Genomic DNA, 23,239 nt, shown 5'->3' on the forward strand with positions numbered 1-23,239 from the left:
TTCAATTAACTTTAGCCGTAACAATCTGCGCAATTGGTTTTTCCTTTCTGTATGAAATCAGAACAGCAGCGGCAGCCAGTATGATGAACGCTATATTAAAGACTAAATGCTCCTTCCATCCAAGCTTTTCCAACACACCCCCGCATGAACAAGGAATGTAGAGGCTAAGGGTTAGAATACAAGTGATGTATGTTGTGAACATCACCATCAAGCTAAAGGCTGCATACAAACCAACCAGCCGTAATCGGATAAAAACAAGCATAATGGCGATTAAAATCTCTGCTACCGGCACCATCCAGGCAATCCAACCTGCAAAGGCTGTCAATAACGGAGATTGCCCTATCTGAACCCGAAATTTTTCATAATCCAGGAGCTTCGTTAGAGCAGCGTACACAAATAGGATTATGAATAACACGCAGATGATTTCAATGATCATGTTCCTTTTCATACCTTCTTAAAATTCATTATTTATAGAAAGCACCAGGAATTTGGTGACCTGCTATATTCCGATTCGAAAAGAAATTCCACCCGCACATTTCTATGACGTCGCTCTTAACATGGTGGAGATAATTTCCCTATTTATTTAAAACATCAAGTATTGTATTAACAATATATATATATATATAATATCTATACTCATTGAAACCTATTTTCATTTTTTTTAGTGAGCGAGGCAAGTTCTTGGATCGCGGTATCTCGTTAGTAATCAAAGTACCTGAAAAATCAGGGAAAGAGCTTATATCCACAGTAAAGAAGTCAAAAAAGGGAAATGCCAATGAAACAGCCTTCATGGCTTGCCGTAACATGAGCGCCTTCTAGAATCAACTATTTGGTTTTCAGAAAGATCCAAGAGGCATCCTCTTTTACACACAATCGAGGACAATGAAAGCATAGAATATAATTACGTGACGGACTCCCTCTGGTAACAAAATAGTTTCTATTTGATAAACTGGAAAAAGTTTTGCGTGTTCGGAAATAGTCTATATTTATTTCAGGTATCGGACAGTCAGGGGTGGAGTGTCGGTTGTTTGTTATTAGAGTCCTGATAAGTTACCTCCACGAGTTATGCGAAACTTAACCTCATACATAATGAACACCAAACTGTTTTTCATGCTGGTAGCGATTGCCGTTACCAGTGCATCCCGTGCACAAGTTCTGACTACACCGGGTGGTGTTGTCGGAAGTAATACCACTACAGACCAGGTTTTTGTCACTGGCCAGACAAAGCTGATAAATCCCAATGGCCGAGCGCTTGTTATCGAAAAGGATAATGGCGACTCGTGGCTTACGTTTCTTGATCCGGATAACTTTTTTTATTCCATGGGCATTGACCGTTCAAACAACGGCAGCTTTCTGTTAAATCGCGGTGGAGAACTTGGGACCACCAATAATTTTGTATTAACCTATACCGGAACGATCGGCCTGGGAACAGCGGTCCCCAGAGCCAAGTTGGATGTAGCTGGCTTGCTTAATGGTGGCGTATTGGGCACTGTTCTGGGAAGATTGAGTGAAGGTGATGGCAGCGGAGATGGCACATACCTGGGCGTGAGAGGATTTGCAACGCAGGAAACTGAATATAATGGAAAGAGTTTTTCGCTTGAACACGGATTCTATGGCTCCGTTAACAGCTCCATCAACTTCCACCGTGGTAATGCTGTAACCGGCGGATACCTTACTTTTAATACCTACAACAATATCGAACGGTTGCGCATCACGCCCGGAGGCGATGTTGCCATCGGCACCACAACAGCAGATGCGAAACTTACCGTGAAAGGTGATGTTCATGCTCGAGAGGTTCGCGTGGATCTCGGCGGATCCATAGGCCCTGATTACGTTTTCGAACAAGACTACGCCCTGCTTTCGCTGCAGGAGCTCGAGCGCTATATACAGCAGAACAAGCATCTTCCGGAAATTCTCTCTGCCGCGGAAATGGAAGCCAACGGGCTGAAGCTGATGGAGATGAACCTGCTACTGTTGAAGAAAGTGGAGGAGCTGACGCTGCACGCCATTGAACAACAGAAAGCGATCGATACGCTGACGAGCAAAGTGAACAATTCGGAAAGCAAGTAACGCCAATCGCGCACGTTATGAAAATGAGATTACTACTCACCGGCGTGATCCTTCTTTGGGGTATCGGCGCCTTTTCACAAGCTACTAATTGGAACGATCAGAATAGGTATTGGTATTACCGTTACCGTCTCGTAAATGACTTTTTGATACGGGGAGAGGAAAGTCCTATCGATTGCGGTACCGCTACAGGCTATAGTTTGCCTGCGGGAAATACATTCACGTCTACTGGTCTCGATATCGAGTGGAGTGATGCCACAAGCTACTTGGGATGGTATATTGGCACATTGGCAACCGAGTATAGGCTCCTGGCGGACAACAACCAGCCTACTGAAACAACCAAGCAGGAATTGTATTATGCGATGAAGGCTTACGAAAGGCTCGACCGGAAGGAAGAACGATTATACCATCCCTACTTGCAATCGGCAGATTGTTCCGAACAGTACCTGAACGGAATTTTCGTACGTGACGATGTGAATAGAGATCTTTTACAGCAACATCCAAGACTGATAGCACGATACAGCGCCGATGGTTCTTTCTCGATGGCTTCAGATTATGATAAGTACAGTTACGGAGGGAAACAACTAAGTGATCCACAAACTAATATTTATCCCGCTCAAGACCAGGTCATTGATCTTTTTATGGGGTTTGCACTAGTTAAAAAATGTCTCGGCAATGACACTTACCAGGGCTATAGTTTCCGGCAAAAGGCCATAGACTACAGCTACGCCATGGTGAACCTGTTTGATCAAAATTTTTGGAATGCCAGGCTAATTGACGGCTCGCATTTTAAAAATGGAAACCTGAATGCGGAACTTACGTCGTACGGCGTAGCCAGGGCCGGTGGGTGGATAACTGAACAGAACCATTTAACCAGGCTTCATGCCCTTGCGAAAGCCGAATGGGATATTTTTGCAGACCCAGGAGGCGGCGCAAATGTGATGGATGTACAATATTTTGGAGAGCACAAAGATTATCAAACAGGGTTTGAGCAGACGGCAGCGGCTATAGCAAGTTCATGGGAGTTCGGACTTACGCCTATCAGGAGCGACATTACTATTCCCGGTCCTTTTGGCATAGGTGAAATACTGATTGGCTACCGATATATTTACCAAATGTCATTGCCTGGCATGCCAATTCACTACCCTATACCTCCCATTGATCTTCACACCTGGGATCCACCGCCTCCAACCGTCACTTTGAACGTAACCGCCGAGATGCTGAGCTATTATGGTCTGAGGTACAATCAAGAGTTTTTTGCCTTGTTGCACGAGTACCTCAACGACGATGGATGCGACCTGACCAGTAACCTTTTTGCTAATTTCGTTCAAGGTGCCCCTTGTGAAGGGCCTTTTAATAACCCGTCAGATGCTCCACTTGCTTCTGGTGTCAATGGATGGAGGGGATATAGCCGGTGGGAACGACCACTGAGTAATGATGGATATATTGATGCCGAAAATGATGCGCCCTCCGTCGGACGGTTCAATGGACTTGACTATTTACTGCTTTACAATATCTACCGGCTTACGCGAGGCGTCGGCGATAGTCCCTACAAGAATATGTTGAACGTAGTCAGCAGCAATGATCTTACCACCGCCGGAAAGTACTGGAGTTACGAAACGCTCGAACTGTCGGGAATCGTTAAGAACAATGCTTCGACTACCACCAATCCGGTTGAGATCACGGCAAACAACAGCATCATCTTGAAGCCCGGCTTCAAAATAGAGTCAGGCGCAAAGGCTAGGATCTACATAGGCAATTATACCGCATGTAATACGAGTATCGGCAACAACGCCAGTTTGAGAGAGGCTGCCACAACGACAGTGGAAGAAACAAAAGAGCAAATGCAGCAGCAGGCCATGTCCAGTTTTGCCGCAAAGGCCCGGGAAGGACTCGACGCTGTAACAGCAGCGTACAGCCACTATGCCCTCGATTCAGCTACATTGGCTTCGGAGTACATGAAAGAAAATAACCTGGCCGATAAACTTGCCGTCTACCCCAATCCGACGAGCGATGCCTTTTTCGTTTCATTAAATCTAAAAACCGATCAACAGGTTCAAATCATCCTTTCAGATGCATACGGCGGCAAACGCAGAACATTGTTCGATGGCCATTTAAATTCGGGCGTGAACATGCTAAGCTTCGACATCAGCGATCTTCAGCCCTCCATCCTGAGCGTTGAAATTAAAAGCACTGACATCAATTGCGTAAAGCGTTTGGTTAAAAAAGACAAATAACAGCGTAGGATTATTAGTGCTGGCCCGGATAGGGGGCTATCAGAATTTTGTAAGAAGTTTGGGTAGCCCCCTACCTTTTTTTGTAGATTTTCTTCAGGACGTCAGGGTTGCCGTCAATGGGTGGCACTGTCAGCCCCAATAAGGTCGCAATGAAGGGATATACGTGGATGTTTTCGAATGGCGGTAGGGATGCTCCTTGTTTTATGTTCGGGCCCGCGGCATAGAATATGCCGCGCATGCTTTTTTCAACACCCGGGTCAAACCCATGCGCCCCAAATATCGCTGGCTGTGGCCCGGCGCGCCGGGGTTGATCCTGGAAGTAGTAGCCGGGCTCTATGACCAGTAGCAGGTCGCCGGCGCGTTCATGATTGTAATGCCACCGGGTGGGCATCTCTTTTGGTTTGTATACTTTAAAGTGGTCTTCTTTTTTCTTCAGGACGTCGTAGAGCGAGTCGGCTTTATGCGTGTAGATGTGTGTTTGGGTGCCCCCGTTGACAAATACGATCGAACTGTCGCGTGTGTCGAAGAGATTGGGAATGGACACAAACGTTTTGGGCGTGTTGTTAAGCTCCATCATGCCGTGGTCGGATACCAGAATCACGTTTACCGGCAGGGCTACTGTTTTCAGCCCGCGCATGAGATGTCCCAGGAGGCTGTCTGCCTGTAATACGGTTTCACGCAGGGCCTGTGAATTGGGGCCGCTATGGTGGCCTTCGGTATCCACGAGCGAGAAGTATAGCGAGATAAAGTGTGGACGCTCCGCTGGCGGTAGTTTGAGCCACGCGATGGTTTGGTCAACGCGCTTTTTATTGGGCACCGATTCATCGTAGTCAAAATAGTAGTCTGGGTATTTGCCCTGGATGGCGGCTTCTGACCCCACCCAGAAGAACGAGGCGGTCTTCAGGCCTTGTTGCTGGGCCAGTTGCCACAAGGGTGTGCCACCATAGTAGGCAGGGTTGCGCACGGCCGCGCGGTCTCGTATGGCGTAGTACTGATGCAGGGCCGGATCGTAAAAGGCATTGTCGACCAGTCCGTGGTGGCCGGGGTAAAGCCCGGTAACGAGTGTATAGTGGTTAGGAAAGGTTTTGCTGGGGAAAGATGGTATAAGTCCTTCGGCAGCGGCACCTTTGCGGATAAACTCCTGGAAAAAGGGCGGCTTGAATCGTGACACATAATCATGTCGGAAGCCATCGAAGGAAACCAATACTACATACGGTCTTTCTTTGGGTTGCGCGTAGGCGGCTATACTGATAAGATAACCGGCAACGAAGAGCACCACGCTTTTCAACATTCTCACCTAATACATTTAGATTCTCTGCGGCTAAATGTAATTGTCTTTCTGTGGAATTCGCAGCGGGCTATGTTATTTGAAGATCATTTTTTATGGCCGGTCGTCGGGCCTTTCATAATGCGTCAAAAAAACGGTTGGCCAGGCCGCCGATGGCAGAACCCAGGCTTTTAAAGATCCCTTCAAAAAAGCTCACAGCCAGCTTTGTGCCGATCTCTTCATGCTTCGCGGCATTACGCGTTGAAAAAAATCCTGTGATCCCGCTGCCGGCATGCTGGCACTTGGCGTATGGGGGGGGTGTGATCAGATCATAATAATGGATAAGAAGCTTCTGGGCGCGCTCCCTGTCATTATGTTTATTGTCTTTTCGCATTCCTATGCCTCTTCTGTGTTATCGCCACTACTCCGTCAAACAGTTCGGCAAGCTGCCACTGAGTATTACCGTATCCTTTTCAACCTTGAATTGCATGGTAGGCTCTTTACCGACGCGGGACATAGTGCAGAATGAATTCAAAATAAAATTCAACGAGGTGTCTTTTGGATAGGCTGCTTCAATCACGCAGTTTTTCATTTCCTCGTTTGCAATTTTCAAGTGAACATTGAATTTCTCTCCCAGGATCGCTGCGGCGTCTTCCAGACTCACGCGCGGAAGAACGATCATGGAGTAATACCAATCTACATTTGCCGGATTAAAGAGCTCGGGATTATAACGGCCGCTTTCGGTGTAGACCGTCAATCGCTGTCCCCGCACAAGCTCTCCAAGCTTTTCTCCTTTGTAGCGTACAGCCACACGCCCATGTGCCACGGAGACCGTTAGGAAACCATCTTTCGGATTGGCGTCCACCTGGAACCCTGTACCGAGTACCTCGATCTCTACATGCTGAGCAGTCTTCACGACGAATGGCAGCTGAGCATTTTTGGCAACGTCCAGGTAGAAGCTGCCTTCTGTAACACTGAGTTCCCGACGATTATCGGTAAAGAAAGGTGTCGGTGTGCAATAGCTGGTCCCTTCGCGGATTATGGCCCAGGATCGATCCGGAAATTGTACGTACTGCGCAGGCAGCAGGACAGATTCATCAGAGCAACTTTTGGGTTTAAACTGAATATGTTTTGAAGAAATCGAGATCATGAACGCAACGAAGATGGCAGCACCTACCAGCGCAACGATCTTTCCAGCCTTTCTATACGCGGAACGAGTTTCGTTGTCTCCCGGGGGCCCGGGAAGGTCGTTATTCGACAGACGCTGGTGAATTCTTATGGCCTCCCGAATAAGTGCCTCTTCAATTTTCGATTGGCTCATCACGGACAGTCGGGTATCGCGCTGGAGCTCATAGAGGCATTCCTTCCAGATCTCCAATTGCAGTTCTGTAGCACCCCCCTCACGCAGAGCGTCGAGGATGCCATCGATGATGGCAACCATGTTGGTGATCTCTTGCTGCATAGAGCCCAGCCGGACACGCAGGACTGCCAGGACAATAGCGACACTCTCCTCAGGTGAAAGTCTATAGGCATGAAACTCCCTCAGCACCCGTACTTGACGAATGCTCTTTGACCTGCCAGCAGTAAAATCAAACTGCAGGTCATCACTATCTCCTCGCATATGTCGACGAATTAATTAGCTAAAGTTGGGGTGGGCTCCCGGCAACGGACAATAACATCCGTCAACCTCTGTATAATAAAAGAGTCAATACTACAGGAAAGGTATAAGAGATTTAGTAAGATAATGACACTTCATTCCAACTCCCATAAACACCATTTGTGTTATAGATTTCATCTATGTCTAGGTCTGGATCACCCCGGCATTAAACCGCTCTACCGTTGCATGATTTGCGGCCTCGATGCCGGCCGAGATCACGTTGCGAGTCTCCAGCGGATCGATCACGTTGTCTACCCAAATGCGTGCGGCCGCGTAATATGGACTTAACTGATCATTGTAACGATCGGTGATCTCTTTCAATAATTTGTCCTCCTCTTCTTTCGACAACGCCTGCCCTTGTGCTTTCATCGAGCTGACGCGAATCTGCAGTAGCGTCTTGGCGGCAGAGGCACCGCTCATCACAGCAATCTGTGCCGTGGGCCAGGCTACGATCAACCGGGGGTCGTAGGCTTTCCCACACATAGCGTAGTTGCCGGCGCCGTAAGAGTTGCCGACGATAACCGTAAACTTCGGCACGGTGGAGTTCGCCATGGCGTTCACCATCTTGGCGCCGTCTTTGATAATGCCGCCATGCTCTGCTTTGCTGCCAACCATGAAGCCGCTCACATCTTGCAAAAACAATAGGGGTATTTTGCGTTGGTTGCAGTTCATGATAAAACGAGCTGCCTTATCCGCAGAGTCGGAATAGATCACGCCGCCCATCTGCATTTCGCCTTTTTTGTTCTTGACTACTTTGCGTTGATTCGCTACAATGCCCACTGCCCAGCCGTCTATACGGGCGGTGCCGCATAACAGCGACTTGCCGTACAAGGCTTTGTACTCGTCAAACTCAGAGTTGTCTACCAGGCGTTTAATCACTTCCAGCATGTCATAAGGTTTGACGCGGTCGCTGGGGACTATTCCATATATTTCGCGGGGTTCGAGCTTGGGAGCCTGGGGAGCAACACGATCGAAACCAGCTTTGTCAGATGCGCCCAGCTTGTCGAAGATGTTGCGTATATAATTAAGACAGCTCTTGTCGTCGGGGAACTTGTTGTCGGTTACGCCGGAAATCTCGCAGTGCGTGGTCGCGCCACCGAGGGTTTCATTGTCGATGTCTTCGCCGATGGCGGCCCTTACCAGGTATGAGCCGGCCAGGAAGATGGAGCCGGTCTTGTCGACGATCATGGCTTCGTCGGACATGATGGGCAAGTAGGCGCCGCCGGCTACGCAGCTGCCCATGATGGCGGCAATCTGTACAATGCCCATGGAGGACATCCGCGCGTTGTTTCGGAACTGGCGACCGAAGTGTTCTTTGTCTGGAAATATTTCATCCTGCATGGGCAGGAATACGCCGGCACTGTCTACCAGGTATACAATCGGCAGACGGTTTTCCATGGCGATTTCTTGTGCCCGCAGGTTTTTCTTGGCGGTGATGGGAAACCAGGCTCCCGCTTTTACGGTGGCGTCATTGGCGACGATGACGGCGAGGCGGCCTTTGATGTGGCCTAACCCGGTCACGACTCCGCCAGAGGGACAACCGCCATATTCTTTATACATGCCGTCGCCAGCAAACAAGCCCACTTCTATAAACTCCGATCCCTCGTCGATGAGGTAAGCGACGCGCTCGCGTGCGGTGAGCTTTCCTTTCTGATGTTGTTCTTCGATTTTTTTCTCGCCACCGCCTAACTGTATTTTTTTACTGCGGGCGTGAAGCTGCGTTACGAGCTGCTTGAGCTGGTCTTCGTTGCGGTTGAATTCCAAATCCTGGGCCATGGGGAATATGATGGGTTAACAGGTACATGTTATCGCTAAAGATCGTGAATTGCAACTATAGGTCTGACGGAGCATGAAAAGATTTCGCCACACCGCCTGGAAGACCCGCACGCATTCATTCGTTTTTATTACATAGGTACCCGGCCGGCCATTTCCCCAGGGATCCAGTGGTCTGCATTTGGTAGTTTTATCTTACACTTAACTTGTCAAAACCATGGCATCTATCAAAAACATCGAAGGGTTGACCGTCGGCCAGCTAAACACGTTCATTGATCAAGGCGGTAGGTTTGCAATGTATCAGTACACCATTTCGGTTCTCGTGATGACATTCCGTCGCTCGTCGGATATCTACTTCATCCGCCCCGGCGAAAGCCGTGCTATAAAAGGACTTGGCTTTACATTCCTGACAGCACTTCTGGGCTGGTGGGGTATTCCCTGGGGCCCGATTTACAGTATCAGCAGTCTGTACACCAACCTCGCGGGTGGAAAAAACGTAACCCAGGAAGTGCTGATGTCAATAAATGGCAACGTCACTCAGCCCATAGTGGCAAACGCCTGATGAGTATCACCCTCTACGGATGTATAATATAAAGCCCTCCACAAGAGGGTTTCATATTGGCATGCACCGTGTAGGTAAGACGTTACTTTTTCTTCTTTTCTTCTTCTTTACGCTGACGCTCCTGGTCACGCGCGATTGTCTTGCTGCTTTTGCCCAAGGGGGATAGGAAATGCCGGGGGTTTTTATTGAAGTGCTTGGCCAGCGAGTCGAACGATACCAGCAGTTTGTTGAGATTCACGTATAGGGTGTCTTCTGTCAACAGTTTGCTGGCAGTGTTGTCGCCTTTGTGAAGGAGTGCCAGGGTCTCATTTAGCTTCGTCAGGCTTTGTTGTGCCTTCTTGACTGTGTGGTTAAGCTCCATTACCTTAAGGGAGTCCGACAATGTGTGGAAGTTAGCGATCGTCGGCTTCAGCTCTTCGAGGGTGCCGTTGAGGTTGGTCGCTACGGTCTTGAAGTTTGTGCCCAGATCATTGATGTTACTGTTGGCCGACCGCAGTGTCTGGTTCAGCAGGCCGGGGGTCGTTTGCAGTCCCTTCATCATCGTGTCGAGACGCGCGCTGTTGTTGTTAAGACCATCCAACAGGCGGTTTACATTTTTCAGTGTCGTAGTCAGGCTGGTGGCTACCGGCTCGGCATTTTGCGCGAGGAAGTCCATAATGCCTTTGGCTACCTCTGACCGGATGGTGTCGTCAGCCTCCAGCGCGCGGCCACCGGTGCCGTGCATATCGAGTTGAATGAACCGGCCGCCCAGGAGCTCGCCGTTCAGCATGGCGACAGACGAGTCTGTCAGCACAATGTCCGAATCAATATCCAACTCCACAACCACGCGGTCGAGGTGTTGCTGGATTTGGATGTCGCTGACGCGGCCCACGGCGTAGCCGTTGAGGAAGATTTGGTTGGACTCCGTCAGCTTGTCGACGTTTTGGTAAACGGCGTAGTATTTATTGCTGGACGACAAGAAGTCGGAGCCTTTGAGAAAGTTGAAGCCAAAGTACAGCAATGTGAAGGCCACTACCATAAAGAGGCCTACCTTAAATTCCTTCGATAATTTCATGCGTCTAAAATGCGGTTGCTGTAAAGTCCATGGATTCCCGCCCAGGCCGTGTACCGTTTCCGGTGGTCAATTTAGGGATTTTATGGATTCCACTTCGTTTTTGTATTCTTTGAAAGCGCGGTAGATGCCCGAAGCTACCAGGTCCTGGCCCTGTTCGGTGGCCAAAAAATCCTCTTCTGCCGTGTTGGAGAGGAAGCCTGTCTCGATCAGCACGCTGGGCATGGTGGTGCGCCAGAGCACGACAAATCCAGCCTGCTTCACACCACGGCTTACTCGGCCCACTTTATTTTTAAATTGTCCCTCCACCTTTTGGGCAAACTTGAGACTGCTTTCCTGGTAGGCGCTTTGAATGAGTGTAAAAAGTATATACGATTCGGGGCTGTTAGGCTCAAAACCCTCATAACGTTCCTTATAATCTTTATCCATGAGGATCACGGAGTTCTCGCGCTTGGCGACATCGAGATTTTTTTCGTCCACGTGCATTCCCATGACAAAGGTCTCGGTACCATAGGCCTTCGCGTTGGGGTTGGCATTGGCGTGGATACATATAAAGAGATCGGCTTTGGCCTTGTTGGCAATGGCCGCCCGTTCGTCCAGGGGCAGGTACCGATCGTCCTTACGCGTATAGATCACCTTTACGTCAGGGACATTTTTTTCAATATACTCCCCTACCATCAGGGCGATCTTGAGGGCCAGGTCCTTTTCTTTTACTTTCTTGCCCCGGGTACCGTTGTCTTTTCCTCCATGACCGGCGTCGATAACGATCACATCGACCTTCGAATCGTGCTGAGCAGAGACGGGTAAATAATTTAGCAAGGTTATTGCTATCAGAAGCAGGGTTAGTCCAATATTCCTCACAGGCCTTACAATGTTCAATGTATTTGCAATAACTTTACGCAAAAATGTGAATTTTTCACTAAAAGCTAAAAACCTGACCTTTAACCCGGTATTTGTGCGGCATTTTAGTATTCTTCTTTTTTTCCTCATCAGCACCGTCGCCGCCGCGCAAGTGGAACCCCGTGTTAAAACCCCACAGGAGGTTATTAGTGTTCCGAACGATTCCATTCCGCCGCTAGCGGTAGCCAAGGATACGCTCAAATCCGATACGGTCAAAACTCCACCACCCAAGGGTGACATCGAGACTACTATCAATTATTCGGCCAAGGACTCGATCCGGGCCACCCTCGACAACCAGATGGTCTGGCTGTATGGTGACGCCAAGATCAAATACGGCGAGATTGAGCTGGAGGCCGAAGAGATTATTATTGACTACGCCAACAACACACTGACGGCCCACGGCCGCCGCGACTCGCTTGGCCACCGTGTGGGATATCCGATCTTTAAAAATGGTGCCGAGCTGTATGAGACCAAAGACATTGTCTATAACTTCAAGACCCGACGGGCACGTATCAGCGAGGTTGTAACCACGCAGGGCGAGGGCTATGTCAGCTCGCGCGCCGCGTTCAAAAATGAAAAGAATGAGGTTCTCAGCCTTCACAACTCCTACACCACCTGTAATCTCGAGCATCCGCACTTCCGCATTATTTCCAGTAAGGCCAAAGCCATACCCCATGACAAGATCGTTTCGGGGCCTTTTTATTTTGAGTTTAACGAGATCCCTCTCCCAATAGGTTTCCTGTTCGGTATGTTCCCCTCGCCACGCAAGAGCTCGTCGGGTATTATCTTCCCGTCCTACGGCGAAGAGCGCCGCCGCGGCTTTAACCTGCGCAACGGTGGATATTTCTTCGACATCAGCGAGTATGTCAAGCTGGCCCTAACGGGCGATATTTACTCGAAGGGAGGCCACGCCGTGTACGCTAACTCCAGTTATCTGAAGCGGTACGCCTACAGCGGCACAGTGAACTTTGCCTATTCACGTAACTCGGATACCGACGATAAGATCGAGACCAACAATTATACGGAAGACTTCCGACTGACGTGGAGCCACTCGCCCCAGTCAAAGGGCAATGGTCGTTTCTCGGCCTCCGTTAACGCTGCCACATCTACCTTCAACCGGAACAACTTCTTGTCGTATGGTAGTCCCAACGCCCAGTATACAGCATCACTGAGCAACATCTCTACGAAGCTGAGCTCCAACGTGTCGTATAGCCATCGCTTTGCCGGCACTCCTTTTACCATGGCCCTTAATGCCAGCCACAACCAGGACATTGTTACAAAAAATGTGGACCTCGCGCTGCCGACCCTGACGGCCAACATGACCAATATTTATCCGTTCCAAAAGAAATCGGGCGAGACAGGTCCGCTGGACAACTTTTCACTTTCGTATTCGCTGACCGCGCAGAACCGTGTAACCAACAATTTGGGGCGGCGCACCATTACCGCCACACAGGATAGCATCGCGCCGTTTACCGCCGCTAATTTTACCCGATTCTTTGCCGATGGACGAAAAGGTATTCGTCAATCGGTACCGATATCGTACTCTTTTAAGGCGTTCAAGTATTTTACGATGTCGCCGTCGATTTCGGTAGAAGCGAAATCGTATTGGGAAAAGCTGGACTATGACTATAACAGCCGGGGCCAGGTATATGTCAGGGATACCACGAATGGATTTAATACCATCGTGAACTATTCTGTCAGTACGAGCCTTACCACCCGCATGTATGGCACCTACTTCTTTAAGAAAGGAAAGGTCAAGGCTATCCGTCACGTGGTCAATCCGTCTGTGTCCTTCGGTTATACTCCCGACTTCACGGGAAACAGGAATTATTTTGCCATACTTTTCCCGCAAATAGAGCAAAAAGACGAAGATGGTAACGTTGTGTTAGACAGCGATGGCAACCCTATATTAGTACCCGACAAAAGCCGGCCCTATTATAAATCAAGGCACGAGGGCTCCGTTTACGGCGGCTCTACCACAGGCCGGAGCGGCTCGATTGGTTTCAGCCTGGGTAACAACGTTGAAATGAAGGTACAAGGGGCGCAAGATTCTGTTGCCCGCAAGGTGATGCTGCTGAACAACCTTTCGTTTAACACCAGCTATAACCTGATGGCTGACTCGTTCAAGCTGGCGCCGATAGGTATTGCCGCGAACACCAACATTCTCGATAACATGTTTAACCTGAACGCGTCTGCTACATTGGATCCGTATGTGTATGAAGACACTATCGCGAATGTTGAAACGGGCCGCACCATCGAGCGTCGTATGAAACAGTATGCCTGGAACAAAGGAAAAGCCGGCCGGATCACCAGTGCCACCGTAGCGATTAGTACTAACCTGAACCCCAAGGCCCGCGATAAGAATAATAGCACCCGCGATAAAATTTCTAAATCCGATTTGCCACAGCAAGAGAAAGATTTTCTCATTGAAAACCCCGATGCTTACGTCGATTTTGACATACCGTGGAGCTTGAACCTGAGCTATAACGCCGCGTACTCTCACCCGGTCAACGCCGCCGCCAGGATTACGCAGACCGTTACCGCCAATGGTGACTTTTCGCTCTCGAAGCAATGGAAGTTTACCTATAGCACGGGCTACCACTTTGAAGACGGCGAGTTTTCGATTACACAGCTGGGCATTAACCGCGACCTGCACTGCTGGACCATGAGCGTAAACTGGACGCCCTTCGGTCAGTTCCAGCAGTTCTACTTTGTCATTAATGTGAAGTCCAGTTTGCTTCAAGACCTGAAGCTGGAGCGGCGCAAGCCTTTCTTTGACAACCTATAAAAAAAGGCGGTCTCTATTCGAGGCCGCCTTTTTCATGATGGTCAATACGGTATTATTTCAACCAACCTTCCACTTCTTCCATGGTAGGGTTGATGATCTCAAGCTTCATCTTTTTGCGTGTACCGCATACGTCGTTGAAGAGCTTGGAGGCTTTCATCTCTTTCATCTGTGCCAGCGACTGAATGCCCAGCTTTTGCAGCACCGGAATCAACTCGGGGCGCACGCCTGCATCTTCAAATTCTTTCTCATTAAAGCCTGCCGCAGGCTTTTCGGGTTTCATTTGCGGGAAGAACAGCACGTCCTGGATCGATGCCGAGTTGGTCATGATCATGGACAGGCGGTCGATACCGATGCCCAGGCCAGCCGTCGGCGGCATGCCGTATTCCAATGCGCGGAGGAAGTCTTCGTCCAGTGTCATGGCTTCCTCGTCGCCACGTTTGCCCAGTTCCAGCTGCTCTTCAAAGCGTTGGCGTTGGTCGATGGGGTCGTTCAGCTCGGAGAACGAGTTAGCAATCTCCTTGCGATTACAGATGGCTTCAAAGCGTTCCACCAGGCCGGGCTTGCTGCGATGTTTCTTTGCCAGCGGCGACATCTCTACCGGATAGTCGGTAATAAAGGTCGGTTGAATCAGGTTAGGCTCGCACTTCTCTCCAAAGATCTGGTCGATCAGCTTGCCTTTGCCCATCGTCTCGTCCATCGGCACGTTCAGCTGGCGGCAGGTGTCGCGTAGCTGTACTTCGTCCATGGCGGATATGTCAATGCCTGTAAAGTGCCTGATGGCGTCAAACATCGTGAAGCGTGTCCACGGCCGTTTGAAGTCGATGATGTTCTCGCCTACGTTCACCTGGGTGGTGCCGTGCAGGTCCAGCGCTACGCGCTCGACCATTTCTTCCACGAGGTCCATCATCCAGTTGTAGTCTTTGTAGGCTACGTACAGCTCGATCTGGGTGAATTCGGGGTTGTGGAACCGCGACATACCTTCGTTGCGGAAGTCTTTCGAGAATTCGTAGACGCCCTTGAAGCCACCGACAATGAGACGCTTGAGGTATAGCTCATTGGCAATACGCAGGTACAGCGTCATGTCCAGCGTATTGTGGTGTGTCTTGAAAGGACGCGCCGCGGCACCGCCGTACAACGGCTGCAGAATAGGCGTTTCTACTTCCAGGTATTCTTTGGCGTTGAGGTATTGACGCATCGAGTTCACCAGCTGCGTGCGCTTGATGAAGGTATCGCGTACCCCTGGGTTTACGATCATGTCGACATACCGCATGCGGTACCGTTGCTCGGAATCTGTGAAAGCGTCGTGGCGGTGCGTGACGCCTTGCTCGTCGACAGTCTCTTTCGTGATCGGCAACGGGCGCAGCGATTTGGTCAATACTGTAAGCGCAGTGACATGTATAGACGTTTCGCCGGTTTGGGTAACGAAGGCGTAGCCCTTCACACCGATAATGTCGCCGATGTCGAGCAGTTTTTTAAAGACAGTATTGTAAAGGGTTTTGTCTTCGGTGGGGCACAAATCGTCGCGGCGCAGGTAAAGTTGAATGCGACCGGTCTCGTCTTGCAGCTCCACAAACGAAGCATTGCCCATGACACGCGTATTCATGATACGGCCAGCGAGGGAGACGTCCTTGAAATTGTTTTCGTCCTGTTTATATTTTTCCAGGATCTCTTTGGCAGAGGTGCTGATTTCAAAAAGATCGGCCGGATAGGGATCAATCCCTAGTTTCCTGAGCTCATCCATCTTTTGCCGGCGGATGATCTCCTGTTCGCTGAGTTGCATCAATTAGAATTTTCCGCAAAAATACGCGAAATAGGGAGAAAAGGAAGATGGCTATTTTGCCGATCTTCGCCGTTGCAGCTCTTTCCGGATTAAAGTCAGCTCGCGGCTGCTCTGGCCCGCCACCGATGTGTTTTCCTGCGCCCGGCGAAACAGATAGGGCATAACCGACCGCACAGGCCCGTAGGGCATGTATTTGGCCACTTTGTAGCCTGCCTTCGCCAGATTAAAAGAAATATTGTCGCTCATGCCGTACAGTTGCGCAAACCATACGCGTTCGTCGTTGCTGGAAATGCCGTGTTGCTCCATGAGCTGCGTGAGATACAAGTTGCTCTGCTCGTTGTGCGAACCGCACATAAAGGCCATCTGTCGCAGGTTGACGACACAAAATTCCAGGGCTTCGGTAAAGGCTTTGTCGGATGCGACCTTGTCGGGCTGAATCGGGTCTTCGTAGCCCATTTCTGCGGCCCGCGCCCGCTCTTTCTCCATGTACGCGCCCCGCACCAGTTTGGCGCCAAGGTGGTAGCCTTTTTCCGATGCCTCGCGAAAAGCATCTTTCAGGTTTTGCAACGTGGCCTTGCGGTACAGCTGGAAGGTGTTGAAGACAATGGCTTTTTCACGGTTATAGCGGGCCATCATTTCATATGCCAACGCATCGACGGGCTCCTGGATCCAGGTTTCTTCAGCATCGATCAGCACAGGAATGCCGCTGGCGTGGGCCAGGCTGCAGATCGCATCCACGCGTTTTTGTATGCGTTGGTAGGCCTCGTTCTCGGCAGGGCTAAGCGCTTCCTGGCGTTGAATCTTTTCCAGCAGTTCCATGCTGGCCAGGCCGGTTACTTTAAACACCGAGAACGGAATGCCTTGTGGATTGCTTTTTGCTTTGCGAATGGTGCGCAGCGTTTCTTCCAGCGTCTGGTCAAAGCCCGTTTCGGAGGCTTCTCCTTCTACCGAATAGTCGAGAATGGTGCCGACACCGTAACGCGACAGCGTATGGACTTCATCGTCACAGTTGTCAATGCTTACGCCGCCACAGAAATGGTCGAACGCTGTTTTTTTGATCAGCCCCTCTACCGGCAAGTGTAGCTTCAACGCCAGCTTTGTCGACCCGATAGCCATGGACGAGATCCATGGATGGTTGACGAGCGAGAATATAAAGTTGGCTTTTCGAAGGGCGGCATTGGACTTGTAAGAAAATGCCACCGAGGTGTCTTCAAATGAAATCCTGGGATGTGCCTGCATACGCTGTTAAAAGTGGCGCAAATATACCCGCTTACAGACGTTAGCAAAAACGAGGGGCCCGGAGTTGTCAGGTTTTTAATAACTTTCGAAAAAAAGTTTACGCAAAGACTGATGCTGCCCGATAACATTTTGTTTTCCGCCGATCCTACCAATGATTTATTGGCAATCCTTCAGAAAAAAAATTACAGCCAGGTGGCCGTTCTCACGGACGAGAACTGCCGGCGGCATTGCTACCCGCTGTTGGAGCGGGCGTTGCCGCCGCACCAGGTCATTGAAGTGAAAAGCGGTGAGGAGCAGAAGAACCTCGACACCTGCACATATATCTGGCAAGCCATGACGGAACAGGCGCTGGATCGCCACGCGGTGCTGATTGTATTGGGGGGGGGCGTGCTGGGCGACATGGGCGGATTTTGTGCCGCAACGTACAAGCGCGGTATTGATTTCATTCTTGTACCCACTACGTTGCTGGCGCAGGTCGATGCCAGCATCGGGGGCAAGCTGGGGGTAGACTTTCAACACCTGAAAAATCATATCGGCGTTTTTCAGGTACCGGTGATGACGTTACTTTATAGCGGCTTTCTGAAGACTTTACCCACCGCTGAGCTTCGTTCGGGGTATGCCGAAGTGATCAAGCATACGCTGATCTCCGACCGCGCCATGTGGGATGTGATTGTGCGCAATTCATTTACCGATCAGGATTGGAACACACTGGTACGTCACTCGGTGGCATTCAAGGCGCGTGTCACCACCGAAGATCCGACTGAAAAAGGTCTGCGTAAAATCCTCAACGCCGGCCACACCATTGGTCACGCCGTGGAGAGTTATTTATTGGGTAGCAACCGACGCATTTTACATGGCGAGGCTGTGGCGTTGGGGCTTATTGCCGAGGGATATATTGCCGAGGTACGGGGCATGTTGTCCCCGACGGATTTTCAACAACTATACCGGTATATTCTTTCTGTATATGGAAAAGTAGCGCTGACGGAAGAGGATATTGAAGCGGCTACGACGTTGACGGTGCAAGACAAGAAAAATAAAGGCAACAAAGTACTGTGCGTTCTCCAGGAAGGTATCGGAAACGCGCGATGGGATTGTGAGATCAGCCCTGAGGCGGTAAAAGAAGCACTGCGTTTTTACCGTTCACTTCAGATATAATAAATCTCTGAATCGTCGAAGTTTTTTTCGTCTTCTGTTTTCTGAACCTTGCGCAGATTGACCGAATTACGGGCAACGAAATGTCTGGTTCTGACCTTACGATCGCCTGTAAGTAGCCATGCCGCTAACAAGGCCCCGGAAGCCAGGCTTAAGACTGCTATTTTTGAAGATGTTCTCATACTTTGCATAACTTGAATTCATTTGCAAATGTTTCAAAGGATGAGAAAATATCTTGGAACAAACTGTAATTTGCCCATCCAAATTTTATAGTCCATTGAGCACGACCATTCACCTGAAGCGAACGAATGTTTTGAAGGGCACTGCTTCACTTCTTCCGGCCTCGAAAAGCATTAGCAACCGGGCGCTTATTATCAACGCGCTGGCAGGCGGCACAGCCGAGCTGCACAATTTATCAGACGCCAACGATACGCAGCTCATGCTGCGGCGCGTGGGGTCGCCTGACGCGGTCATCGATGTGGAAGATGCCGGTACTACCATGCGTTTCCTTACAGCATATTTTACCGTTACCAAACAGCAGAAAACGCTCACCGGCACCGACCGTATGCAGGAGCGCCCCATTGGCATTCTGGTAGATGCCCTTCGCAGCCTGGGCGCCGACATTGTATATATCGGTCGCGAGGGTTATCCGCCACTTCGTACACAAGGTTTCGCCGGCCAGCAACGCAACTCCATTCGCATTCGCGGTGATGTGAGCAGCCAGTTTATTTCTGCGCTGATGATGGTTGCACCGATGCTGCCGCAAGGCCTGACACTGGAACTGGAAGGCAAGGTGGGCAGCCGTCCATACATTGAAATGACGGCTGCGCTGATGAAACACTTCGGGGCCTCCTCCACCCTACTCGACGATAAAGTCATTATTCCTGCACAGCATTATACGCCAGCTCCTTTTACTGTAGAGTCGGATTGGTCTGCCGCCAGCTATTGGTTTGCCTTTACCGCATTGGCGCAAGATGCAACGGTATCGCTGCCGCGTCTTTTCCAGTCATCGCTGCAAGGCGATTCCGTGGTTGTACAAATCATGGATATACTTGGCGTCCGCGCGGTATATGAAGGTGGTCTGCTGACGCTTACTAAAAAAGAAAGTGCAGCTACCCTGTCGTGGGATTTTACACACTGTCCCGACCTGGCCCAAACCGTAGCGGTGGTGTGCGCCGCGAAAGGCATTCGCGGTTCTTTTACGGGTTTGGAAAGCCTGCGCATCAAAGAGACTGACCGCATCGCGGCGTTGCAACATGAGCTGCGGAAGATCGGAGCTGATTTGGTAGAGGACTCCACTGAACACTGGACATTAGTGCCTTCTCGACAACTGCCGGCGTCGGCGTCGTTTGCTACGTACAAAGATCACCGTATGGCGATGGCGTTCGCTCCTCTCGTCACCGTCATGGACGTAGCGATCGAGCAACCCGACGTAGTGCGGAAATCATACCCCAATTATTGGAACGATCTGCACGCGTTTGGCATTACATCAGCGTAAGGCTGTTGAAGTAGGCCGGCGCTTGTATGAGTCGGCTGCCATACCACGAGAACATTTCGCCATCGACCAATATGCGCTGGGAGGTGGGGCATAGTTGCCGTAATTCTTCCATATGCTTTTCCTGGAACGGGTACGGTTCTGATGACAATAAAATATAGTCAGCCGCTAAGGCAGCGAGTGCGACCGGCGTTAGCGTGGGATAGCGCGATTGCTGTACAGCGTTGATCAATGCGAGGCCGGTTAGCATAGTATCAATGAAAGTACCGGGGCCGGCAGCCATCCAGGGGTCGCGCCAGATGAGGTATACTACGCGCTTTGGCGGTAGGGGCCTAAGTGTCGCAAACGCTTTGTTGATGCGGTCTACGATGGTAGTGGCAACTTGTTGGCGGGCTGTAAGCGTGCCGATGGCTAAGATCATCTGCCGGGCGTCTTCCAATGTCACAATGTCGCTTAGCCATACCGGATATGTCTCCTGTAAGGTTACAATTCCCTCCTGATAATTCTCTTCTTTATTGCCGATGATCAGGTCGGGCTTCAGGCTATGAATGGTATCGAAGTGAAAGTTCTTTGTACCGCCAACGATCGTTTTGGTTTTGCGCCAGGACGGCGGATATATACAAAACTTTGTAATGCCCACCACTTGCTGTTCAAGGCCGAGGTCGGCCAGCAGCTCGGTTTGCGATGGCACCAGGGATACAATCCTTTCAGGGGTGCCGTTGTATGTAGTAACATTGTTTCCTACCTGATCGGTGTAGGTCATGGCGATAAAGTTACTAACAAAACAACTGTAAATTTTTGGGGAAATGTATAGTGTAAAAAAGTTGCACGAGGGGGTAAAAAGGAACGCACAGAGCGCGCAGAGAAAAGACCCTCTCTATAAAAACTCTGCGACCCCGTGCGTGTTTCTTCGCGTGGAAGGCTCGTTTGCCATCCATAAGACCTTAAAAACGCACAGAGCACACAAAGAAAAGACCCTCTCTATAAAAACTCTGTGACCCCGTGCGTGTATCTTCATCCAATCTCTACGGACTGGTGTATTTGATTTGGTATTCTGACATGGAACGTCGTTCCCTGTCCTTGATTTGAAACTACTTTAACCTCTCCCCCCAATCGCTCCAGTGTGTCTTTAACAATAAACAGGCCGAGGCCAGTTCCTTGCGATCGGTCTGTTGCTCTAAAGAACAGATCGAAGATTTTCTCCTGGTATAAAGGGTCGATGCCGATCCCGTTATCCTCGAAGCTTATGTCGCAAAACTCTTCCGTAACTCGCGCTGCAATTTTGATAAATCGGTTTTGCTTTTGCAAGTCCATGTACTTTATAGCGTTCGAAAGTATATTTGTAACGACTGTTTTTACTCTTAAACGGTCGGAATGCCATTCGCAGTCTTCGTGGATGTCCCAAAAAACATCAACGGCATTGTCGGGGTAGAGGTTTTTAAGATTATCCCACTCTTCCAGCAAAAGTTGCTCGATACTTACTTTTTCGCGTTGTACGGCCAGCTTCTCGTTGCGATAAAAGTCATTCATTTCCTCGATAAAGGAGTCTAGGCGGAGCAGGCTTTTTTTGATCATGCCGATGTACTGGTCCTTTTCCCCATCCGGCACCATCTCAGCGATTTTAACCAATCCCAGCGCCGACATTACGGGGGCCTTCAGGTCGTGGGTGGTTTTATAGATGACCTGGTCCAGCTGGCGATTGGAGCGGATCAGCTGGTCTTCACGCAATTTTTTTTCGGTAATGTCGTTGAGCTTAAAAATGACGCCCGTGAACTCCTGCCGGTCGAGCAGCTGGGAAGCCGAAACGTCGAAGTATACCATCTGCGCGTCGGCGCCGGGCAGCATAAATTCATGGGTGAATTTGCCCGTCCCCTCGCGGAGGTGTGTTGTAAGGTTTTCAAACTTTTCGCGCTGAATGAACTCGCGGATGTTGCGGCCCATTAAAGAAACGGGTTCTATGCCCAGGATTTTGGCTACGGACGAAGAAACGTAACGAATGATTAATCCCTTATCTGCGACGATATGAATATCCTCGGAATGCTCTACCAACTCTCTAAAAAATCCATCTCTCCAGTCCATCACCCTAGCAACGAATTTTATCGCTGCTCTGTTCCCCTGACGTTAGATAAGTATGGCCATACTGCTGAGCTGTGTTGATACTTTGAGGTTTGCGGCACCGACCGTGGCCTGATTGAGCTCAAATTTGAGCTTTCCATCTATGACCTTGAAGTTGATGCAGCTTCCTTTTTGACCGAGACCGTTCCCATCCGTAATGGTGAGGATAGATTTCCCGGTAACGCTACTTTTAATAGTATCAAAATCTCTGTTCTTTGATTTTCCGACGTACACGACTTGGCAGTCGGCGGCTTCAGCAGGGCTGCTGAGTTTTTTGATCACGTATTTTTTACTCCCTTTAGGCTTCCCGTCGTACCACTGTTTGAGTGTATTGAAGACGTTATCGTCACCGATAACTCCTACAACAAACTCTCCGGCCTCCCCTTCGTTCGGCCACTGTACATACTTAATAAAGTTGTACAGCATCGCAGAGTGGATTTCGTGCGGCGGGCGTTCCTGAGCTTTGGCACTGATCGCAACAATTATTGTTGCGATGGCAATTAAAACAAGGCGTTTCATAGACTAAAGTTTAGGGAATACTACCAATCTACGAATTAATGAGAAAAAACCCCGGGGAGTAACCCCCGAGGCTTTCCAAACAACCCATTAAATCAATATCGCCATGGAAGAAAGCGAACCGGAAACTTTCAAGTTTGACGCTTCTATTGCTTTCTGATTAAGTTCGAATTTAAGTTTGTTATCTACGGTTTTGAAGTTGATACCACTTCCTTTCTCTCCTAAACCGTTTTTGTCGGTGATCACCAGCGTGCCTTTGCCTTTTACTTTTGCGTTGGCAGCGTCAAACTCACCGCTCTTTGCCTTGTCTATATAAAGAACATGGCAATCCGTAATTTCTGCAGCAGAGCTGAATTTTTTGATCACATACGTTTTTGATCCGCGGGGTTTGCCGCCGTACCAATCTGTCAGCGTTTTGTAAATCTCGTTACTGCCGACTACACCAATCACAAATTCACCTGAAGCCGCCTGATCGGGCCATTGTACGTACCGGGTGAAATTAAAGACCATCATGGAGTATACCTCGTGCATGGGCCTATCTTGAGCAAAGACGCTTCCACAAGCCAGGAAGGAAGCGAGTGCCAGGACCTGAATTTTTTTAATCATTCTGATAGGTTGTTTGATTTCTACAACACAAAAA

Annotated in this window: 19 protein-coding genes; 6 read left to right on the forward strand and 13 right to left on the reverse strand. The window is 49.7% G+C overall.

Annotated elements, in window-relative coordinates:
- Position 1 precedes the first annotated feature (1 nt).
- Positions 2–436 (reverse strand): MauE/DoxX family redox-associated membrane protein, encoded by a 435-nt coding sequence (locus K7P01_RS04410; RefSeq protein ID WP_267290238.1) that lies wholly within the window; start codon positions 434–436, stop codon positions 2–4.
- 653 nt (positions 437–1,089) lie between these two features.
- Between K7P01_RS04410 and K7P01_RS04415 the strand changes: the two genes are divergently transcribed.
- Entirely contained in the window at positions 1,090–2,070 is a 981-nt protein-coding gene (locus K7P01_RS04415) for a tail fiber protein (protein ID WP_267290240.1), read from the forward strand.
- A gap of 17 nt (positions 2,071–2,087) precedes the next feature.
- Positions 2,088–4,304, forward strand: coding sequence for a T9SS type A sorting domain-containing protein (locus K7P01_RS04420; RefSeq protein ID WP_267290242.1), 2,217 nt, complete (start codon positions 2,088–2,090; stop codon positions 4,302–4,304).
- A gap of 70 nt (positions 4,305–4,374) precedes the next feature.
- On the opposite strand, the gene K7P01_RS04425 is transcribed toward K7P01_RS04420, so the two are convergent.
- The 4 genes from K7P01_RS04425 to K7P01_RS04440 form a co-directional block, all read right to left on the reverse strand.
- On the reverse strand, positions 4,375–5,595 hold the full coding sequence (locus K7P01_RS04425; protein ID WP_267292362.1) for an alkaline phosphatase family protein: 1,221 nt from the start codon (positions 5,593–5,595) through the stop codon (positions 4,375–4,377).
- Between the two features lie 112 nt (positions 5,596–5,707).
- Positions 5,708–5,965 carry a hypothetical protein gene (locus tag K7P01_RS04430; protein WP_267290244.1) on the reverse strand — a complete coding sequence of 86 codons (258 nt, stop codon included), beginning with the start codon at positions 5,963–5,965 and terminating at the stop codon, positions 5,708–5,710.
- A 27-nt stretch (positions 5,966–5,992) separates the two neighbouring features.
- A complete protein-coding gene (locus tag K7P01_RS04435) occupies positions 5,993–7,033 on the reverse strand; it encodes a FecR family protein (protein WP_267290246.1) in 1,041 nt (346 codons plus the stop codon).
- Positions 7,034–7,372: 339 nt separating this feature from the next.
- Positions 7,373–9,004: an acyl-CoA carboxylase subunit beta gene (locus tag K7P01_RS04440; protein ID WP_267290248.1), complete on the reverse strand. Its 1,632-nt coding sequence runs from the start codon at positions 9,002–9,004 to the stop codon at positions 7,373–7,375.
- A 214-nt stretch (positions 9,005–9,218) separates the two neighbouring features.
- On the opposite strand from K7P01_RS04440, the gene K7P01_RS04445 reads away from it, so the two are divergent.
- Positions 9,219–9,563, forward strand: a complete 345-nt coding sequence (locus K7P01_RS04445; RefSeq protein WP_267290250.1) for a hypothetical protein — start codon at positions 9,219–9,221, stop codon at positions 9,561–9,563.
- Between the two features lie 82 nt (positions 9,564–9,645).
- Here the strand turns inward: K7P01_RS04445 and K7P01_RS04450 are convergent, their stop codons facing one another.
- Positions 9,646–10,617: an MlaD family protein gene (locus tag K7P01_RS04450; RefSeq protein WP_267290252.1), complete on the reverse strand. Its 972-nt coding sequence runs from the start codon at positions 10,615–10,617 to the stop codon at positions 9,646–9,648.
- 66 nt (positions 10,618–10,683) lie between these two features.
- Complete coding sequence (locus tag K7P01_RS04455; protein ID WP_267290254.1) at positions 10,684–11,433, reverse strand: N-acetylmuramoyl-L-alanine amidase family protein; 750 nt, start codon at positions 11,431–11,433, stop codon at positions 10,684–10,686.
- A gap of 88 nt (positions 11,434–11,521) precedes the next feature.
- On the opposite strand from K7P01_RS04455, the gene K7P01_RS04460 reads away from it, so the two are divergent.
- Positions 11,522–14,302 (forward strand): putative LPS assembly protein LptD, encoded by a 2,781-nt coding sequence (locus K7P01_RS04460; protein ID WP_267290256.1) that lies wholly within the window; start codon positions 11,522–11,524, stop codon positions 14,300–14,302.
- Positions 14,303–14,354: 52 nt separating this feature from the next.
- Here the strand turns inward: K7P01_RS04460 and lysS are convergent, their stop codons facing one another.
- Positions 14,355–16,082 (reverse strand): lysine--tRNA ligase, encoded by a 1,728-nt coding sequence (gene lysS / locus K7P01_RS04465; RefSeq protein WP_267290258.1) that lies wholly within the window; start codon positions 16,080–16,082, stop codon positions 14,355–14,357.
- 51 nt (positions 16,083–16,133) lie between these two features.
- Positions 16,134–17,321 carry a proline dehydrogenase family protein gene (locus K7P01_RS04470; RefSeq protein WP_267290261.1) on the reverse strand — a complete coding sequence of 396 codons (1,188 nt, stop codon included), beginning with the start codon at positions 17,319–17,321 and terminating at the stop codon, positions 16,134–16,136.
- Positions 17,322–17,432: 111 nt separating this feature from the next.
- On the opposite strand from K7P01_RS04470, the gene aroB reads away from it, so the two are divergent.
- Together aroB and K7P01_RS04480 are read left to right on the forward strand one after the other, a co-directional pair.
- Positions 17,433–18,476, forward strand: coding sequence for a 3-dehydroquinate synthase (gene aroB, locus K7P01_RS04475; RefSeq protein WP_267290263.1), 1,044 nt, complete (start codon positions 17,433–17,435; stop codon positions 18,474–18,476).
- A 274-nt stretch (positions 18,477–18,750) separates the two neighbouring features.
- Positions 18,751–19,971, forward strand: coding sequence for a 3-phosphoshikimate 1-carboxyvinyltransferase (locus tag K7P01_RS04480; RefSeq protein WP_267290265.1), 1,221 nt, complete (start codon positions 18,751–18,753; stop codon positions 19,969–19,971).
- Here the strand turns inward: K7P01_RS04480 and K7P01_RS04485 are convergent.
- From K7P01_RS04485 to K7P01_RS04500, 4 genes are all read right to left on the reverse strand, one after another.
- Complete coding sequence (locus K7P01_RS04485; RefSeq protein ID WP_267290267.1) at positions 19,958–20,731, reverse strand: ABC transporter substrate-binding protein; 774 nt, start codon at positions 20,729–20,731, stop codon at positions 19,958–19,960. The genes K7P01_RS04480 and K7P01_RS04485 overlap by 14 nt on opposite strands.
- A gap of 251 nt (positions 20,732–20,982) precedes the next feature.
- The gene (locus K7P01_RS04490) at positions 20,983–22,047 is read right to left on the reverse strand and encodes a PAS domain-containing sensor histidine kinase (RefSeq protein WP_267290269.1); all 1,065 of its coding nucleotides are present in this window, start codon (positions 22,045–22,047) and stop codon (positions 20,983–20,985) included.
- Positions 22,048–22,089: 42 nt separating this feature from the next.
- A complete protein-coding gene (locus tag K7P01_RS04495; protein WP_267290271.1) occupies positions 22,090–22,602 on the reverse strand; it encodes a YfiR family protein in 513 nt (170 codons plus the stop codon).
- An 87-nt stretch (positions 22,603–22,689) separates the two neighbouring features.
- Entirely contained in the window at positions 22,690–23,205 is a 516-nt protein-coding gene (locus K7P01_RS04500) for a YfiR family protein (RefSeq protein ID WP_267290273.1), read from the reverse strand.
- Positions 23,206–23,239 lie beyond the last annotated feature (34 nt).

It is taken from the genome of Parachryseolinea silvisoli, assembly GCF_021190955.1.
Lineage (GTDB): Bacteria > Bacteroidota > Bacteroidia > Cytophagales > Cyclobacteriaceae > Ohtaekwangia > Ohtaekwangia silvisoli.

What these genes read in the sequence shown, in the direction of transcription:
- K7P01_RS04495 (WP_267290271.1), bottom strand. Translation starts at nt 22,602, where the DNA reads ATGAAACGCCTTGTTTTAATTGCCATCGCAACAATAATTGTTGCGATC.
- K7P01_RS04410 (WP_267290238.1), bottom strand. Translation starts at nt 436, where the DNA reads ATGATCATTGAAATCATCTGCGTGTTATTCATAATCCTATTTGTGTAC.
- K7P01_RS04430 (WP_267290244.1), bottom strand. Translation starts at nt 5,965, where the DNA reads ATGCGAAAAGACAATAAACATAATGACAGGGAGCGCGCCCAGAAGCTT.
- aroB (WP_267290263.1), top strand. Translation starts at nt 17,433, where the DNA reads ATGCTGCCCGATAACATTTTGTTTTCCGCCGATCCTACCAATGATTTA.
- K7P01_RS04485 (WP_267290267.1), bottom strand. Translation starts at nt 20,731, where the DNA reads ATGACCTACACCGATCAGGTAGGAAACAATGTTACTACATACAACGGC.
- K7P01_RS04440 (WP_267290248.1), bottom strand. Translation starts at nt 9,004, where the DNA reads ATGGCCCAGGATTTGGAATTCAACCGCAACGAAGACCAGCTCAAGCAG.
- K7P01_RS04415 (WP_267290240.1), top strand. Translation starts at nt 1,090, where the DNA reads ATGAACACCAAACTGTTTTTCATGCTGGTAGCGATTGCCGTTACCAGT.
- K7P01_RS04490 (WP_267290269.1), bottom strand. Translation starts at nt 22,047, where the DNA reads ATGGACTGGAGAGATGGATTTTTTAGAGAGTTGGTAGAGCATTCCGAG.
- K7P01_RS04425 (WP_267292362.1), bottom strand. Translation starts at nt 5,595, where the DNA reads ATGTTGAAAAGCGTGGTGCTCTTCGTTGCCGGTTATCTTATCAGTATA.
- K7P01_RS04500 (WP_267290273.1), bottom strand. Translation starts at nt 23,205, where the DNA reads ATGATTAAAAAAATTCAGGTCCTGGCACTCGCTTCCTTCCTGGCTTGT.
- K7P01_RS04420 (WP_267290242.1), top strand. Translation starts at nt 2,088, where the DNA reads ATGAAAATGAGATTACTACTCACCGGCGTGATCCTTCTTTGGGGTATC.
- K7P01_RS04470 (WP_267290261.1), bottom strand. Translation starts at nt 17,321, where the DNA reads ATGCAGGCACATCCCAGGATTTCATTTGAAGACACCTCGGTGGCATTT.
- lysS (WP_267290258.1), bottom strand. Translation starts at nt 16,082, where the DNA reads ATGCAACTCAGCGAACAGGAGATCATCCGCCGGCAAAAGATGGATGAG.
- K7P01_RS04450 (WP_267290252.1), bottom strand. Translation starts at nt 10,617, where the DNA reads ATGAAATTATCGAAGGAATTTAAGGTAGGCCTCTTTATGGTAGTGGCC.
- K7P01_RS04435 (WP_267290246.1), bottom strand. Translation starts at nt 7,033, where the DNA reads ATGCAGCAAGAGATCACCAACATGGTTGCCATCATCGATGGCATCCTC.
- K7P01_RS04445 (WP_267290250.1), top strand. Translation starts at nt 9,219, where the DNA reads ATGGCATCTATCAAAAACATCGAAGGGTTGACCGTCGGCCAGCTAAAC.